We start from the raw sequence: 16,934 nt of genomic DNA, 5'->3' as shown, positions 1-16,934 counted from the left end.
TGTCAGTAAAGTTGCGTGGTTGAGGGGCGAACTGGCAGCAGATGACCTCTAAACGCGCTGTTGGGGTCATCTGCTGCCAGCTCGCGCGGTGACCCGCACCGAATCCCACGCGAGGCCCGAACTAGTACCCGTAGAGGCCGGAGAAGGTCTGGGTCATGGACGAGGCGTGGGCGATGCTGATCACGAGGCTCACCACAAACACGCCGATCAAGGCCCATACCGGGTCCAAGCCCCTGCCGGGCGCGACCTTCCGCACGATCACGGACCGCCCGATCACGTAGACACCGAGGCTGAGGAACGTCCACGCCCAATGAAACGGGCGCACGACACCCGCCCGGTCAAGCGTTTTCCAGTCGAAGTAGGCTGCGACAATAGTCCCCGCGTAGGCGAGGAAGCCCACAGCGACCACCACAAAGTACCCGGGCGTGATGACAGAGAAAGGGTCAATGGTCCTGACGCCCCGGACGTAAACCAATCGTGGAACGGGATTCCACAAGGCTGCCTGCAACAGGACAACGACCAGAGGGGTCGCGACGATCAGCCAGACGAGGGCGTTGTAGACGGGGGTCTGGGGGCTGATCAAAGGACGCCACCTGCCAGGAGCAACCGCAGGCTGCGCCAGATACCCGGACCAGGTGGTGCCGTTCCACCAGAGGGACCTGCCCGACCCCGCCGGATCCGGATACCAGCCCGGTCCGGGAGGTACTTGGCCTGTCGGGCGCTCTGTCATGGTGCTCCTCATGTGGGTGGAAATGATTCCTGGCTTGAAGATCGAGCCCTGTAGGGACTCCCTTCTATATACGCCACCCGTGTCCTGTTCTTGACGCACGCCACGAAATCCACAGGGGAGCCGCCGTCGAAGCCGCACGGAACCTTCAATGAGCCAGCCGGCGGACGCCTTAGATTGCGCAGCCGTCGGGGCCGCAGGCTTCGGCGTCGGGGCTGCCGACGGCGACCAGCGGATTCGCTTCCTGCCATGCCTGTGTGAGGGCCTGGGTGAAGACCTCGGAGGGCTGAGCGCCGGAGAGTCCGTACTTGCGGTCGATGACAAAGAACGGCACGCCGGTGACGCCGAGCATCCGGGCTTCGGCGATGTCGCCGCGGACGTCCTCTGCGTACTTGTCGGTGCTGAACAACTCAGCGACCTCGGCGTCCGGCAGGCCCAAGTCGGTGCCGAGCCCGGCCAGGTACTCCTGGCTTCCAATGTCCTTGCCATGTTCAAAATGGCCGCTCAGGAGCAGTTCCTTGGCATGGTCCTGCTTGCCGTGGGCGGCCGCCAGGTGGATGAGGCGGTGTGCCGTGAAGCTGTTGGCAACCACGACGTCGTCGAAACGGTAGTTGAGGCCTTCGCCCTTTGCCTGCAACGCCACGTGCTCGAACATCTGGCTTACCTGCGCGGGGTCCATGCCCTTGCGCTTGCTCAGGTAATCGAGCTCGGTGCCGTCGTAGTGTTCCGGGATGCTCGGGTCCAACTGGTAGCTGCGCCACTGGATCTCGACCGAATCGCGGTGCGGGAACTCGGCAAGGGCTGTTTCGAACCGGCGCTTTCCGATGTAACACCACGGGCAAGCGACGTCTGACCAGATCTCAATCTTCATGGTGGCGACAACCGGAAGCGGTGGCCCGGCATTCCCGGAATGGGCTGTTGGACTGGTCACAGCGGGTCCATTTCCGCGTCGCTAATGCGCGTCCAGGGTCCTAGACCGCCCGCTCCATCACGAAATCGTGCTCGACGGCATCGCCCAAGCGGAACGACTTGGTCCCGACCCTCCTGAATCCACTCTTCTCATAGAAGCGGATGGCCTTCGCGTTCTGGCTGTTGACACCGAGCCACACCCCGGCAGCACCGGCGCCGCCAGCACGGTCCAAGGTGGCTTTCATGAGCTCCGCGGCAGCACCCAGGCCGTGGTGTTCCGGATGCACATAGCACTTGCTCAGTTCCGTTGAAGGGTTGAGCGTCAAGACCGAAGCGACATCGGCATCGGTCGTGGGCCGGGCCACGAGCATGCTGTAGCCGCGGAGTTCCCCGGCGGCGTCGATGGCCAGTATGGTGACGTCCGGATCGGCAAGGTATTCCGTGAACTTCTCCGTGCTGAGTGTCCTGCGCAGGTGCGCCGCGATGTCTTCGGGCGAGGAGTCCGGCGGGCAGGCGAGCGGAAAGGTGACGGCTGCAAGCTCCGCCAGCATTCCGGCGTCGTCCGCTGTTGCTTCACGGATTATCTGGTTCATGGCGTCCTCTCTGGCAATCGGGCGCAGACATGCCCCTCAAGACTGATCTTAAGGGGCATTCCAGGAGGGATTACGACGGCGGTGGCCGGCCGGAGCGTTCTGCTCGCGGGGCCGCCGGGCTGCTTAGGGGCGGGTTCCCGCAAGCAGGCGGAGATCCTCCTCCGGCTGTGGATCCTTGCCCAAGGCGAGCCCGACGATGGTGACCACCGCAGTCGCGAGCAAGTATGCCGCGATCAGGAGCCAGTTTCCGGTGGCGGCGTAGAGGGCCGTGAAGATCAACGGTGCAACGGCTCCGCCCACGACGCCGGCCACCGTGTAGGCAAGGGAACTGCCGGCATAACGGAGCCTGGCCGGGAATTGCTCGGTGATGAACGCCGCTTGCGGGCCGTACATGAAGGCGTGCAGCCCAAGGCCGATCACGACGCCGACGGTCAGCACCAGGACGGACCGGGACTGGACCATGAGGAAGAACAGGGGGATGTACACGGCTGTGGCGGCGGCGGTGATGCCATAGACCAGCCGGCGGTTGAACCGGTCCGTGACTGCTCCTGCGGCGGGGATCAGGAACAGCTGGAATGCCGAGCCCACCAGGACTGCGCCCAGGACGTTGCCGGTGGTCATGCCAAGTTCCTTGGTCGCGTAGACCGCGACGAAGACGGTGAACAAGGCGTACAAGACGTCGGGGCAGATCCTGCACAACGCGGCGGCAAGAAGCGGGCGGAACTGGGTGGTGAGGACTTCCTTGATGGGAGCCTTAGGCCGTTCGCCGGTGGCTTCGATGGCCTTGAACACCGGGGTTTCCTCGAGCTTGAGCCTGATGACGAGGCCAAAGGCAACGAGGATGGCCGAGCTGAGGAAGGCCACGCGCCAACCCCAGGCAATGAAGGCGTCGTTGCTCATGACGGCGGCGAGGACGGCCAGTGCGCCGTTGGCCAGAAGGTTGCCGGCAGGCGGCCCGATCTGGGCTGCGGACGACCAGAACCCGCGCTTGCTGGGATTGGCGTACTCGCCGGACAGCAGGACGGCGCCGCCCCATTCGCCGCCGACGCCGATGCCCTGGGCGAGGCGAAGGAGGACCAGGATGATCGTGGCCCCGATGCCGATGGTGTGGTAGTCCGGCAAGGCACCGATGAGGACCGTGGCCGCGCCAATGAGGACGAGCGTGATGACCAGGACGTTCTTGCGTCCGATCTTGTCGCCGAGCCGGCCAAAGACAATGCCGCCGATAGGCCGGGCGAGATAGCCCACGGCGAAGGCAGAGAAGGACAACAGGAGACCGGTGGTTTCATCGTTGGTGGGGAAGAAGATCTTGGGAAAGACCAGCGCCGAGGCGACCGAGTAGATCGCGAAGTCGTAGTACTCCAGGGAGGTTCCTGTGACGCTGGCAATAAAGGCTTTGATGGCGCCTGCGGAGGGTTTGCTGCGCCGTGTTGGACTTGGCGAAGTGGTCGCGGACATGGTTCCTCCATGGAACGTTGGGCGGGCTTTGTGATCCCGATCTCAATCGGGGCCTACACCCAATGATGCATCACTCGGAGGAATTGTTCAACAATTTTTTGGCAAGAGTTCCTTCCGCGGGTTCGTGTCAGTTGCTTGGATAGGCGACAAATGCGAAACGGATGGAGTCGGGTGACCAGCTGTTGACGTTGAGGGTTCCCTGGCCGCCGAAGAGGGGCCAGGTGTGGAGCGGCGTCGCCCAGTCGCTGGTGGAAACAACGACGACGTCGACCGGCAAGTCCGCGGGGTGGCCCACCGTCCCGCTGGGGAAGCGGATGTAGCTGGCCAGGCGCCCGTCGGGCGAGAGGTGCGGGAACCAGTCGACGGTGTCGCTGTCGAGCAAGCGTTCAAAGCCCGTACCGTCCACCCGTGCGCGGGCAATCTGCGCATGCCCGGCCAGCGTGGTGAATGACTCGGTATTGAAGTAGAGCCATTTCCCGTCAGGAGAGTACTCAGGTCCGTCGCAATGGCCGGGGCCGGTGTCCACGAGCGCCGATGGGCCGCGGGTCGCAGGCATCGTCATGAGTCGGCCAGGCTTGCTGAAATCGCCGCCGTCGATGCCTACGTAGGCGAGTTCAAAGCCGTCGGGGCTGACGCCGTGCAGGAAATGGAAGGAGCCGTCGTCGTCCGTGAGCTTGGTGACTTCTCCGCCGTCGAGCGCTGCGCGGTAGATGTGTCCGTCATTCGCCGAGAGGAAGATGCGCGCGCCGTCGGGGGCGAGGACGTGGTCATTGTTGAGGTCCGGGATCCCGGTGAGGGGTACTTGGGCGATGGTCCGGTCCCGGACATCCAATGTCCACAGCTTGCCCGCACCATTGAGGATGAGGTGGGCGCCGTCGAGGCTCCAGTTCGGCGCCTCGAAGAGCACCTCGTCAGAGGTGAGGACAAGCTCGAGCGCTCCGGTGCTCGCAGAAGCAATCCAGACCTCGCACCTTTGGCCCGGCCGAAGGGTTCGTATCACAGTGCTCTGTCCTTTCCCTGGCGCGAGTTGGCAGCAGATGCCCGCAACATCGGATTTTGGGGTCATCTGCTGCCAGTTCGCGCTAACTGGAGGGGTGGTTAGTCCTGGTTGAAGGCGGCGTCGAAGCTGGTTTGCGACGGCGGGAAGTCGAACTTCTTGAGGTTGGCGAGGGCTTCGGGGGCGCCGTGGAGGCGGTCCATGCCGGCGTCTTCCCATTCGATGCTGATCGGCCCGGTGTAGCCGATCGCGGTGAGGGCGCGGAAGCTCGATTCCCAGGGGACGTCGCCGCGTCCGGCGGAGACGAAGTCCCAGCCCCGGCGCGGGTCGCCCCAGGGCAGGTGGGAGCCCAGGACGGTGTTCCGGCCGGTGGGGCGCAGCTTGGTGTCCTTGCAGTCCACGTGGTAGATCCGGTCTTTGAAGTCCCAGATGAAGGAGACGGGGTCGATGCCTTGCCACATGAAGTGGGAGGGGTCCCAGTTCAGCCCGAACGCTTCCCGGTGCCCGATCGCTTCCAGGGTCCGCACGGTGGTCCAGTAGTCGTAGGCGATCTCGGAGGGGTGGACTTCGTGGGCGAAGCGGACCCCGCATTCGTCGAAGACGTCCAGGATGGGGTTCCAGCGGTCCGCGAAGTCCTGGTAGCCGGCCTCGATGACTTTTTCGGGGACGGGCGGGAACATGGCGACGTACTGCCAGATGGAGGAGCCGGTGAACCCGACGACGGTGTCCACCCCGAGGGCTTGGGCGAGGCGGGCGGTGTGTTTCATTTCCTCGGCGGCGCGTTGGCGCACGCCTTCGGGGTCCCCGTCGCCCCAGACTTTGGCCCCGACGATTCCCTGGTGGCGGAAGTCGATGGGGTCATCGCAGACGGCCTGGCCTTTGAGGTGGTTGGAGATGGCCCAGACCTTGAGGTTGTATTTTTCCAGGACGGCGAGCTTGGATTCGACGTATCCGGGTTCGTCCCAGCGCCAGGCGTCCAGGTGGTTCCCGGATACGGCGATTTCCAGGCCGTCGTAGCCCCACCCGGAGGCGAGTTTCGCGACGTCCTCGAAGGGCAGGTCGGCCCACTGGCCGGTGAACAGGGTGTACGGGCGGGGCATGGTTCTCCTTATGAAAGATTGCGCTGCGGGGTGCTTAGTGGCCGGCGACTTGGATGATGGCGGACTTGGCGTCGGCGGATTCTTCGATGGCGGCCAGGATCTGTTGGACGGCGAGTCCTTCCTCGAACGACGGCGACGGCGGGGTCCCGGTGTTGATGGCGGTGAGGAAGTCGCGGATCTGGTGGGTGAAGGTGTGTTCCCAGCCGATGACGTGGCCTTGCGGCCACCAGGCGGCCATGTAGGGGTGTTCGGGTTCGTTGACGAGGATCCGGCGGAAGCCCTGCTCCCTGACGGGCACCGTGGCGTCCATGAAACCCAGTTCGTTGAGGGTTTCCAGGTCGAACAGGAGCGAGCCCTTGTCGCCGTAGATTTCCATCGTGAGCGAGTTCTTCCTGCCGGTGGCCATGCGGGAGACTTCCACCGAGGCGAGGGCCCCGGAGGCGAGGGTCAGCGTGGCCCAGGCGGCGTCGTCGACCGTGACCGGTTCCGGGCCGTGCGGGCCGGGGCGGCTGTCCACGAAGGTGTGCAGCCGGCCGGAGACCTCGGTGACGCTGTCCCCGAGGAGGAAGAGGACCTGGTCGATCGCGTGGGAGGCGATGTCGCCCAGGGCCCCGGATCCGGCGCTTTCCTTGTTCAGCCGCCAGGTCATGGGGGAGTCCGGGTCCGTGAGCCAGTCCTGCAGGTACGCGGCCCGGACGTGCCGGACGGTTCCGAGCCGGCCCTCGGCGATCAGTTCCTTCGCCAGGGCCAGTGCCGGCACCCGGCGGTAGTTGAACCCGATCATGGACTGGATGCCGCGGCCCCGGGCGGCGCGCGCGGCGTCGGTCATGGCTTCGGCCTCGGCCAGGGTGTTCGCGAGGGGTTTCTCCACGAGCACGTGCTTGCCCGCCTCCAGCGCCGCTATGGCGATCTCGGCGTGCATCCAGCCCGGCGCGCAGATATCCACGATATGGACGTCATCGCGTTCCAGGACGGAGCGCCAGTGGGTGGCGGACTCGGCCCACCCGTACCTGGCGGCGGCCGCGGCGACCTGGTCCGGGTCCCGGCCCACGAGCACTTTCTGCTCGAAGGCCGGAACATCGAAGAAGCTGCCCACGTTCCGCCACGCGTTGGAATGGGCTTTGCCCATGAACGCGTAGCCGATCGCGGCAACACCCAGGGGTGTCTTGCCCGGGTCGCCGGTGTGCGGGTTGGTGGGGGTGGGGCTGGTCATGGGTGGGTTCCTAGAGGGTGGCGGCCATCGGGTCCCAGTCCTCGGGGAGGGCCTGGGATGTGACGGCCGAGCTGTCGACGCCTACGAAGGTGCCGGTTTCGGCGGACTCGGCGATGGAGACCAGGGTGTCGACCACGTGGTAGGCCAGGGCGCCCTGGGCGCGGTGCGGGACGCCGGCGCGCAGGGACCGGGCCATGTCCAGCACGCCCATGCCGCGGCCGTTGGCCGGTCCCGTGGCGGGGATGGTTTCGGCTTCCCCGGCCCCGGCACGCCAGAGCTTGAGGTCCCCGTCGAAGTAGTTCGGGTCCGGCACTTCCAGGGTGCCCTCGGTGCCGGTGATCTCCACGAAACCCATCCGCAGGCGGGGGGATTCGAAGCTGAAGACACTGTGCGAGGAGGCCCCGGTCTCGAACTGCAGCATCGCGGAGACGTGGGTGGGGACCTCGACCGGGAATTCCTCCCCGGCCTTGGGCCCGGAACCGACCACGCGGGTTTCCTTGGCCTTGGACCCGACGGCGGCCACGCGCCGCACGGACCCGAAGGCCTGGACGAGGGCGGTGATGTAGTACGGGCCCATGTCGAACAGGGGTCCTGCGCCGTGGGCGAACAGGAACGCCGGGTTCGGGTGCCAGGACTCCGGGCCCGGGGTCTGGAACATGGTCAGGGCGGTCAGCGGGGTGCCGATGTCGCCGCGTTCGATGATCCGGCGGGCCGTCTGCAGGCCCGCGCCCAGGAAGGTATCCGGCGCGCAGCCCAGCCGGATGCCCGCCGCGTCGGCGGTCTTCAGCAGGGCCAGGCCGGATTCGCGGTCCAGGGAGAAGGGCTTCTCGGTCCAGACGTGCTTGCCGGCGTTCACGGCGGCGGTGGCCACCTCGACGTGCGCGGCCGGGATGGTCAGGTTCACGATGATCTCGACCTCGGGATGGTTCAGGGCCGCGTCCACCCCACCCCACGCCGGGATGCCGTATTCCTCCGCCCGCGCCTGAGCGGCGTCCTCGAAGAGGTCCGCGATGACGTGGACCACCAGGTCCGGGAAGACCGTCAGGTTGTCCAGGTAGGCCTTGCTGATGTTGCCCGCGCCGATCACCCCGACCCCGACCGGGCCCCGGCGCGTCGACGGGATGGACTGGTGCGTTCCGGCGCTCATGCGTTCACGTCCTGTGCTGCGTTGTTCTGGAGGAAGGCCAGGCTCTGGGCGATGCCTTCGAAGATGTCTCCCGCATAGTCATCGAACTCCACCACGCCCACTTCGAGGGACTTGGCGGCAGCAACGACGTCGAGCACCGGGATGGTGCCCTGGCCCGCCGGCTGCTGGGCTTTGGTGTCCGTGGTGCCGGGGCCGTCCTTGATGTGGATGAACTTCACCCGGTCGCCGAGGCGGGCGAGCAGCTCCACGGGATCCTGGCCGCCGACCGATGCCCAGTAGGTGTCGACTTCCAGGACCAGTTCAGGGTCGAGGAGGCTTTCGAAGTACTCCAGGGCGGTCTGGCCCTCGATGCTGGACTCGAGTTCCCAGGCGTGGTTGTGGTAGCCGACGCGGATGCCGTAGTCGGCGCCCTTCTTCGCTGCGGCGTTGAGCTTTGCCGCCGTGGCCTGGATGTCCTCGGCGTTCTGCCAGTGCTCGGCAGGAAGGTACGGGTCGATGACCGTGCTGATGCCCAGTTCCTTCGCGGCTGCGAAGATCTCATCCTGGTCCTGGCTCAGCAGCGGCGCGTGGCCGGAGGGGGCGCTCAGCCCGTTCTCCTTCAAAGCAGCGCCTAGCTCCTTCGCTGTAGCCACGAAGTTGTAGGGCTCAACCTGCGTGTAACCGATCTCGGCAACGCGTCTGATGGTGCCCGGCAGGTCTTCCTGCATGGCGTTTCGCAGGGTGTACAGCTGGACGGAGTAAGACATGGTTTTCCTTTGCGTTTGTCAGTTGCGTGAAAAAAGTTCGATTAGCGGCCGGCGAGGGAACCGCCGATGCCGCCGACGCTGAAGTATTTGTTCAGGGTGGCGAACACGATGATCGGCGGGAGCATCATGATGACCGCGAGGGCCATGACGCCGGACCAGTCGGTCTGGTTTTGCTGGAAGAACGACTGGACGCCCATGGGGAGGGTGAAGATTTCGTTGGAGCGCAGGAACACGATCGCGACGAGGTAGTCGTTCCAGGCCAGGAGGAAGGCAAAGATGGCGGTCGACAGGATGCCGGGCAGGGAATTGCGCAGCACCACCTTCGTGAACGAACCGAAGACCGAACAGCCGTCGATCCACGAGGCCTCCTCGAGGCTGACCGGGATGGAATCGAAGTATGCGGCCATCATCCACGTGGCCACGGTCATTGTCGAGCCGACGTAGATAATGATCAGTCCCATGAGGTTGTCCACGAGTCCCAGGCCTGCGAACAAGATGAACAACGGCACCACCGAAGTGATGATCGGCAGGGACTGCATGACGAACAGCAGCAGCGAGTAGCCGGAGACTGCCTTGGAGCGGCCGCGGGAGAGGACATAGCCGGCGGGCGCGGCCACGGCGACGGCGACGATCACCGTGCTGACGGTGGTGATGAGGCTGTTCTTGAGCCAGGTGGCGGCCAGGGTTTTGGAGAAGACGTTGCTGATGTTCTCCAAAGTGAGGCCGGTGGCGGTGCTGTTAGGGCCCGGTGTCAGGGCCAGGACCACGGTGACCATGATGGGAACCAGGACGACGGCGGTGATGGCTAGGATCAGGACGAACCGCCACCAGCGTCCGCGCATGCCTGCTTCGGAGAGGACGCGGCGGGTTTTTTGGGGGCCCGCGACACCGAGCGCGGGTCCGGATTCGGGATGGGCGTGGAGTACTGCGCTCATTATTCGACGCTCGACTTTCGGATCTGGCGGTACAGGAAGACCGACACGACGACGAGGGTGAGGGTCATGAGGAAGGCGATGGCGACGCCGGGACCGGTCTGGAAGTCCTGGAAGACCGTGCGGTAGGCCAGCACCACGAGGGAGGTGGTGGCGTCAACGGGGCCGCCGCCGGTAAGGAGGTAGATGGTGGGGAAGTCGTTGACGCAGAAGATCGTCATCAGGATCCAGCTGATGTAGGTGGAGCGGGCGATCAGCGGCAGGGTGATCTGGGTGAACTGCTGCCATTTGCTGGCACCGTCCATGCTTGCGGCTTCATAGACGGTGGTATCTACCGAGGCCAGGGCGGCGGAGATCATCATCATCATGAAAGGGAAGCTGACCCAGACCTTGAAGACCATGACCATGACGGCGGCGAGATGCGGGTCCGCCAGGAACAGGGGCGTGCCGAGTCCGAGGTTCCGGAAGATGGAGGGGATGAGGCTGTCCGGGGTCGCGACGAGCCAGTTCCAGGCAGTGGAGGACACCACGATCGGGACCACCCAGGGCAGTAGGAGGAGGACCTTGAAGGTCCCGCCCGCCGGGATTTTGGTGCGCAGCAGCAGGGCCAGCCCAAGGCCGACCAGCCAGGAGCCGAAGACGCCGACGATTGTGAACCACAGGGTGAACTGGGCGGCCTTCCAGAAGGCCGGGGAGGTCAGGACGTGGCCGAAGTTGTCGACTCCGACGAAGCTGCCCGTGTCGATCAGGGAGCCGTCGTGGGTGGCCTGGACGCCGGCGTAGACCAGCGGGTAGCCGTGGATCAGGACGAGCAGGATGACCGAGGGGAGCAGGAGCCAGAAGAACGTCCGCTTGGTTTGCCCCGAAAGTTTGCTCTTGCGGTTCAGGGACCCGCCGCCGGACCCGCCGGGAGCGAGCCCCCGACGGGCCCGGGCGAGCCCGGATTGTGTTGTGGTGGTTGCCATGGCGACGGCTTTACTTCTTGATGACGGACTCGAGGCCGGTCTTGAAGGCCGTGAGCGCCGTCTTGGCGTCGGTCTTGCCGGTCAGGATGGTCTGGGTGAACTGGTTCAGCGCCTGGCCGCCGTCGAGGACAGCGAGGTTGGCGTTGAGCGAGGTTCCCTGTGCGGCGAAGGTCTTTGCGATGGGCTGCCATTCCTTGACGATCTTGACGTTGTTCGGGTCGCTCGTGAATTCGGGCATTTCCGTGATGGATTTGAATACCGGGAGCGCATTCATGAGCTTCTGGCGCCACAGCTCCTTGAGCTGGCCCATGTAGTAGGTCAGGAAGGCCTCGGAGGATTCCTGGGACGGGGTGTTCTTGTACATCATGATGTTGTTCGGGAACACCAATCCGTGCTTGTCGCCGTGCGGGCCTGCGATCGGACTGGCCACCCTGATGTCGCCGGATGTGTCGCCGACGCGAGCCGGCACGCCCAGGACGTACGGGCCGAAGGCAGCCTTCTTGTCCTTCCACTGAGCGTTGAGGTTGTCCGAGGTGTAGCTGACCGCAGCGGGGTCGATGATGCCATTGGAGACCAGTTCCAGGAGGTACTCCGTGGCTTCGACGTTGCGGTCGTTCATGACGTCCAGCTGGCCGTCCTTGGTGAAGACGCCACCGCCGTTGTTGACCATCATCATGATCATGGAGTGGTTGCCGATGTTGTTGCCGGCGCCGGAGCCGGTGGCGAAGCCGAAGACGCCGATCTTCTTCAAGGCCTTGCCTGCATCAAGCAACGAGGCCCAGTCGGTGGGCAGTGCGACGCCGGCCTGGTCGAAGAGGGACTTGCGGTACCAGAAGACGCGCATGTCCAGCTGCCAGGGAACGGCAACGTAGCCCTTGTCGGACTTGAACGGGTCAAGCACGCCGGGCAGGAAGTCGTCGAACTGGCCGTTCTTCTTGAGCGCGTCGATGACCTTGTCCGCGTAGGCAATCTGCCCTTGCTGGTCGAACTGGAAGGCCTGGAAACCGCCACCGGTGGACACCGCGGGGCCGGTCTTGGATGCAATGGCCGAGGAGAAGGTCTGGTAGAAGTTGTTCCACTGGATGAGCTGGTAACCGGCCTTGCCGTTGCTGCCGGTCGGGGCGTAGGACTCGGTGATCTTCTTCGCGGCATCGTTATAGGCCGGGGTGGCCCACGGCATGTCCCAGAACTTGATGGCGCCGCCAGCAGAGCTCGAGCTGGAGCCGCCTCCGCAAGCCGCGAGCAGGGGGACAGCCGCTGCTGCCGCCGTGAGGCCGAGGAAACCCCTGCGGGAGAAATTGCGGCTGGCTTCGGACTGAACATTCATGATGGTTCCTTTCGGGACCGCTGCGTGGTCTTCGCGTTTGATGCGGTCCTGCTCGTCGTCGAGAAGGCTGATGATTGCTTTTGGTGCTCTGTTTTGCTCGATTTGCTGGGTTGCGTAGTTGAGGAGCTCGGGTTCAGGTCAGGTGCGCGATGGATTCGGTCAGCCGCGCAAAGCCGGCCAGGTCGGAAGGGAGAGTGCCGGCGTCGAGGTGCTCCTTGAGCCGGCGCCAGGTGGTGCGGTGGGCGGATTCGTAAAGCGTGGGCAGGAGGATTTCTCCTTGGGGTCCGGTGGCCCGGACCTCCGCCGGCCAGGCGGCATGCGGCTCCGGAACCGTGATGCTGACACCGCCGTCGTCGGTGTAGAGGCGGAAGTCGACGCCGGCGGGCCGGGAGTTGCTCAGCACGCCCTGGAGCGAAACCGGAGCACCGTTGGCGAGCCGCCCGGAAACGGTGTAGCCGTGCGTGCCGCGGCGGAGGAGGCGAAGCGCGTCGAGCCCGCCGGTGACGCGCACGACGGCGGCGAGATGCTCGGTGAGCAGCCCGTCCGGATCCGAGCCTGCCGCGGCCGTTGCGACTGAGTCCAGCATGGCGGCACGGCCGGCCACCGTGCGGGCGGCGTCTTCTGCTCCGGCGAGACCGGGGTTCGATGCCCAGCGCTGGTCCAGGACAACCGCGACGCCGGACACTTCAGCGGCGTGGAGCAGGGCGGCGGTGCTTTCCGGTACAGGATTGACGACGACGATGCCCGACGCCCCGCCGTCGATCGCCTTGATGGCCTCCGTGGTCCAACCAGGATCGCCGTTGATCGCGGAGATCCGTGCGGTCTCCCCGGCTGCTACCGGGCCGAAGCTTGCCGGAAGTGAAGCGACCGCGAGTGCGACGGCGCCGCTCTCTTCGGCCTGCGGGGTGGAGGTGACCGTGTATTGGGTCCTCATGAGCGGGCTCCTGCGTGGCTGTTTGCGTGCTGGGCATGCTCGGCTGCCGCCTCATCAACTGTGGCGTCGGCAATGGCTATCGCGAAGGTGAGGTCATTGATGAGGCTTTCGGCCGACGGCGGATGCTTGGTTCCGAGGGCCAGTTGGGCGAGTTCGCGCCACTCACCTTCGTAGCCGTTGTGCTCGAACGGTCCGTACGTGGTGCTCGTGGTGCCGCGGGTAATGGTTGCGACGGCCGAACCCGCCTGCACGTAGGAAGGAGTGAAGTCCACGCGAAGCGCTGCGTCGTCCGAGATCGCTTCGAAGACCCATTCCGGCTTCCATGTCTTGTTCATGGCTGCCCTGAGCTCGATGATCCGCTCACTTGCACCCGGTTTTCCGCACCGAAGGGAGATCACGTAACCGAAGGGGCGCACGTGGCGCGCCTGCAGCACCTCGAGGTCTTCGAAATCCGGGGTGAAGCGGCGGACGAGGGGAAGGTCGTGGATGGCGAGTCCCATGATGCCGCCTCGGAGGGCGTTCTTGATGACCTCGACGTCGCTGTAGTCAGGGGTGCCGCCTGCGGGCCGGGTGATGATTTCGGTGGCGAAGTCTTCGAACCGGGCATTGGGCGGGAGGACGATGGAAGAGCGGATGGTGTGGACATTGCCGGGGAGATCGCCCCAATTGGCTTCGGCGGCGAGCCAGCCTGGATCGAAGGTGTGCATGGCGCCCACGATGATCGGAACGCCGGTTTCCTCGCTGACTGCCGAAATCAGGGCCGCTTCCTCGCCGCTCATGGCGAAGGGCTTTTCGCAGAGGACGGCCTTCTTTCCCGCACGGCATGCGGCAATGACTTGGTCCGCGTGGAACTGGTGGGGGCTGCAGATGGCCACGATGTCGACGTCGGGATCGCCCAGGAGCGCATCCATGCTCGTGCTGTAGTTGGCGCCGACCCGGGCTGCGACCGATTCGGCAACCGAGGAGTCGACGTCCATGATGTGGCGGACTTCCAGGATGTTCCGGAGCCGGGCGAGGGAAGGAAGATGGATTGCTTGGGTGACCGGGCCGGCGCCGAGGATGCCGATGCCGAGGGGCCGTGGTGATCGTAAGGGTGTTGCCTGTGAGTGGCTAGACAAGATCAGTTACCTCTTCGTAAACGGAGTCTCTGGAGTTTCAGCGCGGCTTCGTGGGCTACGTGACCCTTCTCACGAACAACCTACGATGACTTTTGTCGATGAGCAAGCAAAAGATGGAATTCGTCAGACAATCTTTTGCTGCGTGACACACATAAGCAATCGTGCTATCACTAATGCATGACCTCAGCACCCGGAAAAGAGCCCGGCAAGGACGGCTCCGTACAGGACGCCGGAAGCCTTTCACGTGCGGGAGATCTGTTCCAGCTTCTTCGCGACGGCCAGGCACGAACCCGGGCCGAACTCGCCCTCACCACCGGACTGGCCCGCTCCACAGTTGCCTCGCGCATCGACGCCCTCATGAACTCCGGACTCGTGGGCCCCGCCGGTGAGGCGAGTTCCAGTGGCGGCAGGCCGCCGTCGCGCTTTGCCTTCAACCCTGCGGCCCGGGTTGTCTTGGCGGTCGACGTCGGAGCGACGCACGTGATCGTCGCGGTCACCGATCTCGGCGGAACAGTCCTTGCCGAGCGCCGCCTCGCACAGGAAGTCGCCGACGGCCCCGATGTGGTGCTCGGCAGGGTGGTCGCGGCAGGGCGGGAACTGCTCGCCGAAGCCGGCCGCAACCTTGAGGACCTTGCCGGGATCGGCATCGGACTGCCCGGCCCGGTGGAACACGACACGGGCCGGCCGGTCAAGCCTCCGATCATGCCCGGCTGGGACGGATTCGACGTGGTCCCTTACATGCAGCGCTCGCTGCCGGTTCCGGTGCTGGTGGATAACGACGTCAACATCATGGCCTTGGGAGAACGCACGGCGTTTTGGCCGGACCACGACAATTTGCTCTTCATCAAAATCGCCACGGGCATCGGCGCCGGCATCATCAGCAGCGGCGAGCTGCAGCGCGGCGCCAACGGCACTGCCGGGGACCTCGGCCATGTCCGGGTTCCCCGCGGCGACGACGTCCTCTGCCGTTGCGGGAACTACGGCTGCCTTGAAGCACTGGCCTCCGGGCCCGCCATCGCGCGCCAACTTCAAACCCAAGGACTCGCCGCGACCAACGGCGGCGATGTGTTGCGACTCGTGGCCGAGGGAAACCTGCAGGCCATCCAAGCGCTCCGGCAGGCCGGGCGCGACGTCGGCGATGTCCTGGCAACTGTCGTCAATCTGCTTAACCCCTCCATGATCGTCATCGGCGGCAGCGTGGGGGAGGCCGGCGAGCACCTCGTGGCCGGCATCCGCGAAGTTGTCTACCGGCGCTCCCTTCCATTGGCCACCTCGCATCTGCGCATCGGCATCTCGATGGCCGGCGACCGCGCCGCGATCCTCGGTGCGAGCCAGATGGTCACCCAGCACGTTTTGTCCCCGGCCGTGATCGAAGCCACGCTCCAAGCAACGGGCTGACGCGCCATTATGGCGTTCCGCCGCGCCATGCCGTGATAGCAATGAAGGTGATGCCTACTTTCCCCGCCTTTCACTGCGCTCCATGACCGGCCAATTCCTCGCCAAGGTCCCGCGCGGCTGGCTGATCCTCGCGTGCATCGGCCTCATCGCCCTCAACATGCGGGGACCCTTCGTCGCGGTGGCGCCGGTGGTGGATTCCCTGAAACGGGATCTGGGATTCTCGCCCGTGGAACTCGGGCTGCTGACGGGAATTCCCGTGCTCTGCTTCTCGCTCGCCGCGCCGCTGGCTTCGATGGCCGGACGCAGGTTCGGCGCCGAGTTCGCGGTGATGCTCACGCTGGTGGGTGTGCTGGCCGGCGTCGTGATCCGCTCAAGCGGCGGTGGTGTTCCGGTCATGGTGGGCACCGTCCTCGTCGGCCTCGCCATCACTATCGGCAACATCGCAGTGCCGCTCATCATCCGCCGGGACTTCGCGCCGCGACGCCAGGCAACCGCTATGGGTGTGTACACGGCGGCGCTGAACATCGGGTCCTTCCTGACCTCGGTGGCCACCGCCCCGCTCGCCGAACTCGTGGGCTGGCGGCTTGCCCTCGCTGCAAGTGCCCTCCTGGCCCTGGTGGCCATCCTGTTCTGGATCCCCACCGTCGGTGCCCGCAGCGCGTTCGTTCCGGAACCCGTTCCGGCCGCCGAAGGCTCGCGGTCCGGCAACGCTTCCGGCGTTGGCTGGCTGACGGTGGGCCTGACGCTCGGCTTCGCCGGCCAGGCATTTTCGTATTACGGCGTGACCGCGTGGCTTCCGAGCTTCCTCGCCGACGAGCTGGGCATGGGCACCGCACAAGCCGGTGCGGGATCGTCGCTCTTCCAGATTTTCGCGATTTTGGGCGGGCTCGGTGTACCGCTGCTCGCCCGTTTCGCGAGTACGACGGCGGTGGCGGCCACCTTGAGTGCCTTGTGGCTCACGGTGCCCCTGGGTTTGTTGCTGGCCCCGGGCTGGTGGTGGCTTTGGTCGTCCCTGGGCGGAATCGCGCAGGGTGGCGGCATCACGGTCATCTTCATCGCCATCATCAAGTTCGCCCGCGACCAAGCCTCGGCTGGCAAGATGTCCGCCGTAGTGCAAGGGGTCGGTTACTGCTTCGCAGCCCTGGCGCCCACCATCATCGGCTACGTGCACGGCATCTCCGGCAGCTGGACCGTGCCGCTCCTGGTAATCCTCGGCTCGGTCGCGGCGTTCTGCGTCTGTACTACCCTCTCAGTGCGCTGGGTGGCCCGGCAACGCTAGGAGACTGCTGAACTAATTGCTTTGAGGGGCTGGTCCGGGGCGTTCATGTGTTCCGGGCCAGCCCTTTGTCATTTGTCTGGGTTTTCGGGAC

16 protein-coding genes are annotated in these 16,934 nt (G+C 65.3%); 2 read left to right on the top strand and 14 right to left on the bottom strand.

From position 1 onward, the window contains the following. Window positions 1–121: 121 nt before the first annotated feature. The 14 genes from AB0O52_RS17300 to AB0O52_RS17235 form a co-directional block, all read right to left on the bottom strand. Window positions 122–730, bottom strand: a complete 609-nt coding sequence (locus AB0O52_RS17300; RefSeq protein ID WP_364539975.1) for a DUF2510 domain-containing protein — start codon at window positions 728–730, stop codon at window positions 122–124. 169 nt (window positions 731–899) lie between these two features. Next, window positions 900–1,598 (bottom strand): DsbA family oxidoreductase, encoded by a 699-nt coding sequence (locus tag AB0O52_RS17295; RefSeq protein WP_364540244.1) that lies wholly within the window; start codon window positions 1,596–1,598, stop codon window positions 900–902. Between the two features lie 100 nt (window positions 1,599–1,698). Then, the gene (locus tag AB0O52_RS17290; protein ID WP_364539972.1) at window positions 1,699–2,229 is read right to left on the bottom strand and encodes a GNAT family N-acetyltransferase; all 531 of its coding nucleotides are present in this window, start codon (window positions 2,227–2,229) and stop codon (window positions 1,699–1,701) included. A gap of 123 nt (window positions 2,230–2,352) precedes the next feature. After that, a complete protein-coding gene (locus AB0O52_RS17285; protein WP_364539969.1) occupies window positions 2,353–3,687 on the bottom strand; it encodes an MFS transporter in 1,335 nt (444 codons plus the stop codon). A 127-nt stretch (window positions 3,688–3,814) separates the two neighbouring features. Next, complete coding sequence (locus AB0O52_RS17280) at window positions 3,815–4,687, bottom strand: biopolymer transporter Tol (protein WP_364539966.1); 873 nt, start codon at window positions 4,685–4,687, stop codon at window positions 3,815–3,817. A 98-nt stretch (window positions 4,688–4,785) separates the two neighbouring features. Next, window positions 4,786–5,784 (bottom strand): sugar phosphate isomerase/epimerase, encoded by a 999-nt coding sequence (locus AB0O52_RS17275; RefSeq protein ID WP_364539963.1) that lies wholly within the window; start codon window positions 5,782–5,784, stop codon window positions 4,786–4,788. Window positions 5,785–5,818: 34 nt separating this feature from the next. Next, a complete protein-coding gene (locus tag AB0O52_RS17270) occupies window positions 5,819–6,997 on the bottom strand; it encodes a Gfo/Idh/MocA family oxidoreductase (RefSeq protein WP_364539960.1) in 1,179 nt (392 codons plus the stop codon). A 10-nt stretch (window positions 6,998–7,007) separates the two neighbouring features. Further along, window positions 7,008–8,144 carry a Gfo/Idh/MocA family oxidoreductase gene (locus AB0O52_RS17265; protein ID WP_364539958.1) on the bottom strand — a complete coding sequence of 379 codons (1,137 nt, stop codon included), beginning with the start codon at window positions 8,142–8,144 and terminating at the stop codon, window positions 7,008–7,010. Further along, the gene (locus AB0O52_RS17260; protein WP_364539955.1) at window positions 8,141–8,890 is read right to left on the bottom strand and encodes a sugar phosphate isomerase/epimerase; all 750 of its coding nucleotides are present in this window, start codon (window positions 8,888–8,890) and stop codon (window positions 8,141–8,143) included. The genes AB0O52_RS17265 and AB0O52_RS17260 overlap by 4 nt, the downstream gene beginning before the upstream one ends. Before the next feature lie 41 nt (window positions 8,891–8,931). Then, window positions 8,932–9,825, bottom strand: a complete 894-nt coding sequence (locus AB0O52_RS17255; protein ID WP_364539953.1) for a carbohydrate ABC transporter permease — start codon at window positions 9,823–9,825, stop codon at window positions 8,932–8,934. Next, window positions 9,825–10,787: a sugar ABC transporter permease gene (locus AB0O52_RS17250; protein WP_364539950.1), complete on the bottom strand. Its 963-nt coding sequence runs from the start codon at window positions 10,785–10,787 to the stop codon at window positions 9,825–9,827. The genes AB0O52_RS17255 and AB0O52_RS17250 overlap by 1 nt, the downstream gene beginning before the upstream one ends. Window positions 10,788–10,797: 10 nt before the next feature. Next, complete coding sequence (locus AB0O52_RS17245; protein WP_364539947.1) at window positions 10,798–12,114, bottom strand: extracellular solute-binding protein; 1,317 nt, start codon at window positions 12,112–12,114, stop codon at window positions 10,798–10,800. Window positions 12,115–12,247: 133 nt separating this feature from the next. Beyond that, window positions 12,248–13,048, bottom strand: coding sequence for a hypothetical protein (locus tag AB0O52_RS17240; protein WP_364539945.1), 801 nt, complete (start codon window positions 13,046–13,048; stop codon window positions 12,248–12,250). Next, window positions 13,045–14,166, bottom strand: coding sequence for a Gfo/Idh/MocA family oxidoreductase (locus AB0O52_RS17235; protein WP_364539942.1), 1,122 nt, complete (start codon window positions 14,164–14,166; stop codon window positions 13,045–13,047). The genes AB0O52_RS17240 and AB0O52_RS17235 overlap by 4 nt, the downstream gene beginning before the upstream one ends. 177 nt (window positions 14,167–14,343) lie before the next feature. Here AB0O52_RS17235 and AB0O52_RS17230 point away from each other — a divergent pair, with 177 nt between their 5' ends. Both AB0O52_RS17230 and AB0O52_RS17225 read left to right on the top strand, forming a co-directional pair. Further along, complete coding sequence (locus AB0O52_RS17230) at window positions 14,344–15,564, top strand: ROK family transcriptional regulator (RefSeq protein WP_364539940.1); 1,221 nt, start codon at window positions 14,344–14,346, stop codon at window positions 15,562–15,564. An 82-nt stretch (window positions 15,565–15,646) separates the two neighbouring features. Beyond that, window positions 15,647–16,843 (top strand): MFS transporter, encoded by a 1,197-nt coding sequence (locus AB0O52_RS17225; protein ID WP_364539937.1) that lies wholly within the window; start codon window positions 15,647–15,649, stop codon window positions 16,841–16,843. The last annotated feature ends 91 nt before the right edge of the window (window positions 16,844–16,934 follow it).

The sequence above is a fragment of the Arthrobacter sp. NPDC080073 genome, from assembly GCF_040686575.1.
Lineage (GTDB): Bacteria > Actinomycetota > Actinomycetes > Actinomycetales > Micrococcaceae > Arthrobacter.
This window is presented reverse-complemented; position numbering and strand designations above follow the sequence as displayed.

Bases quoted from the DNA above. Each gene is read 5' to 3' on its own strand.
- AB0O52_RS17300 (WP_364539975.1), bottom strand. From the start codon at position 730: ATGACAGAGCGCCCGACAGGCCAAGTACCTCCCGGACCGGGCTGGTAT.
- AB0O52_RS17295 (WP_364540244.1), bottom strand. From the start codon at position 1,598: ATGAAGATTGAGATCTGGTCAGACGTCGCTTGCCCGTGGTGTTACATC.
- AB0O52_RS17255 (WP_364539953.1), bottom strand. From the start codon at position 9,825: ATGAGCGCAGTACTCCACGCCCATCCCGAATCCGGACCCGCGCTCGGT.
- AB0O52_RS17285 (WP_364539969.1), bottom strand. From the start codon at position 3,687: ATGTCCGCGACCACTTCGCCAAGTCCAACACGGCGCAGCAAACCCTCC.
- AB0O52_RS17275 (WP_364539963.1), bottom strand. From the start codon at position 5,784: ATGCCCCGCCCGTACACCCTGTTCACCGGCCAGTGGGCCGACCTGCCC.
- AB0O52_RS17225 (WP_364539937.1), top strand. From the start codon at position 15,647: ATGACCGGCCAATTCCTCGCCAAGGTCCCGCGCGGCTGGCTGATCCTC.
- AB0O52_RS17240 (WP_364539945.1), bottom strand. From the start codon at position 13,048: ATGAGGACCCAATACACGGTCACCTCCACCCCGCAGGCCGAAGAGAGC.
- AB0O52_RS17260 (WP_364539955.1), bottom strand. From the start codon at position 8,890: ATGTCTTACTCCGTCCAGCTGTACACCCTGCGAAACGCCATGCAGGAA.
- AB0O52_RS17270 (WP_364539960.1), bottom strand. From the start codon at position 6,997: ATGACCAGCCCCACCCCCACCAACCCGCACACCGGCGACCCGGGCAAG.
- AB0O52_RS17230 (WP_364539940.1), top strand. From the start codon at position 14,344: ATGACCTCAGCACCCGGAAAAGAGCCCGGCAAGGACGGCTCCGTACAG.
- AB0O52_RS17290 (WP_364539972.1), bottom strand. From the start codon at position 2,229: ATGAACCAGATAATCCGTGAAGCAACAGCGGACGACGCCGGAATGCTG.
- AB0O52_RS17265 (WP_364539958.1), bottom strand. From the start codon at position 8,144: ATGAGCGCCGGAACGCACCAGTCCATCCCGTCGACGCGCCGGGGCCCG.
- AB0O52_RS17250 (WP_364539950.1), bottom strand. From the start codon at position 10,787: ATGGCAACCACCACAACACAATCCGGGCTCGCCCGGGCCCGTCGGGGG.
- AB0O52_RS17245 (WP_364539947.1), bottom strand. From the start codon at position 12,114: ATGAATGTTCAGTCCGAAGCCAGCCGCAATTTCTCCCGCAGGGGTTTC.